Origin of the sequence: Mesorhizobium sp. M7D.F.Ca.US.004.01.2.1 (genome assembly GCF_003997785.1) — a bacterium.
GTDB lineage: Bacteria > Pseudomonadota > Alphaproteobacteria > Rhizobiales > Rhizobiaceae > Mesorhizobium > Mesorhizobium loti.
Window position 1 is genome coordinate 1 of the sequence record NZ_RZRQ01000588.1, and the last position, 2,121, is coordinate 2,121.

General features: G+C 60.4%; 3 protein-coding genes and 2 pseudogenes. 4 read left to right on the forward strand and 1 reads right to left on the reverse strand.

All coding sequences use genetic code 11. The annotated features are described in order from the left end of the window. Nucleotides 1-555 (forward strand): annotated as a pseudogene (locus tag EN993_RS35085) (alpha-D-glucose phosphate-specific phosphoglucomutase); the annotation flags it as partial. Between the two features lie 30 nt (nt 556-585). Here EN993_RS35085 and EN993_RS35090 read toward each other — a convergent pair. Further along, nucleotides 586-1,155 (reverse strand): DUF488 domain-containing protein, encoded by a 570-nt coding sequence (locus tag EN993_RS35090; RefSeq protein WP_127266172.1) that lies wholly within the window; start codon nt 1,153-1,155, stop codon nt 586-588. On the opposite strand from EN993_RS35090, the gene EN993_RS37265 reads away from it, so the two are divergent. The 3 genes and pseudogenes from EN993_RS37265 to EN993_RS35100 form a co-directional block, all read left to right on the forward strand. Next, nucleotides 1,112-1,324: a hypothetical protein gene (locus EN993_RS37265; RefSeq protein ID WP_164758033.1), complete on the forward strand. Its 213-nt coding sequence runs from the start codon at nt 1,112-1,114 to the stop codon at nt 1,322-1,324. The genes EN993_RS35090 and EN993_RS37265 overlap by 44 nt on opposite strands. Nucleotides 1,325-1,351: 27 nt before the next feature. Then, entirely contained in the window at nt 1,352-1,567 is a 216-nt protein-coding gene (locus EN993_RS35095; protein ID WP_127266171.1) for a DUF2945 domain-containing protein, read from the forward strand. A gap of 46 nt (nt 1,568-1,613) precedes the next feature. Next, a pseudogene (locus EN993_RS35100) lies at nt 1,614-2,121 on the forward strand (oxidoreductase); the annotation flags it as partial.

Here is a 2,121-nt window from a genome sequence, read left to right on the forward strand (position 1 = left end):
CTGTATGAAGTGCCGGTCGGGTTCAAATGGTTCGCCGAGGGCCTTCAGGACGGCTCGCTGGGTTTTTGCGGCGAGGAAAGCGCTGGTGCGACGTTTATGCGCCGCAACGGCGCCGTCTGGACGACCGACAAGGATGGCATCGTTCCGGCGTTGCTGTCGGCCGAGATCATGGCAAGGATGGGTCGCGATCCCGGCGAGGTTTATCGCAGCCTGACGAAGGCCTTGGGCGAACCGGTCGCTGATCGGCTCCAGGCAACCGCAACCCCAGCACAAAAAGAGAAACTGTCGAAGCTTTCACCGCATGAGATCACGTCGAAGACCCTGGCTGGCGAACCGATCAAGTCGGTGCTTAGCCGGGCGCCGGGCAACAATGCCGAAATCGGCGGCGTCAAGGTGGCCACGGAAAACGGCTGGTTCGCCGCGCGCCCTTCAGGCACCGAGGAAATCTACAAGATCTACGCTGAGAGTTTTCGCGGACAGGACCATCTGCGCGCCATCCTGGCCGAGGCGCAGACGATCGTCGACCATGCGCTCGGGGCAACCAAAGGAAACTGAACCGGCTGCACCGCTTGTAATGATCAATGCTTACCTCCCGAGGAGATGCTCCCCGGGATAAACGATCGTTCCATCATCGGGCACGACAGCGCCTGGCGTCAGGCTGGCCTCCTCGACATGACCGGCCCCAAGGATATGCATGACGCGTTCGCCTTCTGCGAGCAGGTAATCGGCAATGATGCGGCGGTGGCACCGCCACCAGACGGCTTCCGCGCACATGATTGCGCAGCGATGCCGGCCGCCGAGCTCTCGCAGTTGCGCCAAGCCTTTGGCGAACGGCTCGGTCAGCGCATAGTCGGCGTAGTTGCGAAAACCACGTACGCGCCAATAGCTATTGGGGGAAGGTTCCGCACCACGCGCCCTGCCCCGCAAGCCGCCAAGCGCAGCGATATGCTCATAGCCGATCCGCCACGGCGCCAACGCTCCTGGAAGGCTTTCGCCGTTGAACTGCGGATTGGTGCGCGAACGCGGCATCGAGCGCACATCGACGACGAAATCGACACGAGACTGCAGAAGCAGTTCGCCGAACTCGACGACCGTGCGCGTGGAATGGCCTATGGTGAAGAAGCTGTTCGTTTCGATTCCAATCTGGGGGCGCAGGGCGACCGGCCACCTCGGTGCGGATCGTAGCCGGTTTATCCTACAGATCAAAAAGTCCTTCCATCGGGAAGCGATTCACTGGAACCGAATTCGAGCGCGACGGTTGAGTGATGGATCCTCGCCGTTCGACCGCGCCAACCAGGTGCGAAACGGCGTCATGGTTCCGTGAGAATCCCTATTACCCTGGTCGAGCTTCATGGCGGATAGATTCAAAGTCGGCGATCACGTGAGCTGGAATTCGGAAGCCGGGCGCGTCAGCGGCACGATCGTCCGTGTCCACACACGCGATTTCCAGGTCCACAGCTACACACACCATGCGAGTGAGGAAGCGCCGCAATACGAAATCAAAAGCGGCAAGACCGAGCACATCGCCTTTCACAAGGGTTCGGCGCTCACCAAACTTCACGATTGACGCTCCCGCCAGGGCGCGATCGATGCCAGAAAGATAGCCGATACCTATGACTTCCCAGCCGCCCTCACCCGAACCGCTCCGCGCAAAGCTCAGCGATGCAGATGATCGCATCCGTCTCGATAACTGGATGCCGCCACAGCAAGGAATTTTCCCACGCATACGGATCGGGCGAAAGTGGATCAATACATTATGGGCAATCCCAATCGGAGCGGCGGTGCTGCTATGCCTGATCGCGCTCGCGCAAAGCCTTCGCGAGCTTCCCGAGGTTAAGGCCTTCATCCACAACCACCCCGGCATCGCGCAATCGGCACCATTGGTGGACTCCGGTTTCCCCTGGTGGCTGCAGCTACAGCACTTCCTGAACATGTTCTTCATGCTGTTCATCATGCGGTCCGGCCTGCAAATCCTGGCCGACCATCCACGACTGTATTGGGGGCGAGACTGCACGCCGGGAACCGATTGGTTTCGTTTCCAGGTGCCGGTGCCGAAGGACCGTATCTGGACCGCGAAGGATGATTCCGTCACGCTGCCGACATGGCTTGGTATTCCGGGGC

Excerpts from the sequence above, each read along its gene's own strand:
- EN993_RS37265 (WP_164758033.1), top strand. The coding sequence starts at position 1,112 with ATGGTGAAGAAGCTGTTCGTTTCGATTCCAATCTGGGGGCGCAGGGCG.
- EN993_RS35095 (WP_127266171.1), top strand. The coding sequence starts at position 1,352 with ATGGCGGATAGATTCAAAGTCGGCGATCACGTGAGCTGGAATTCGGAA.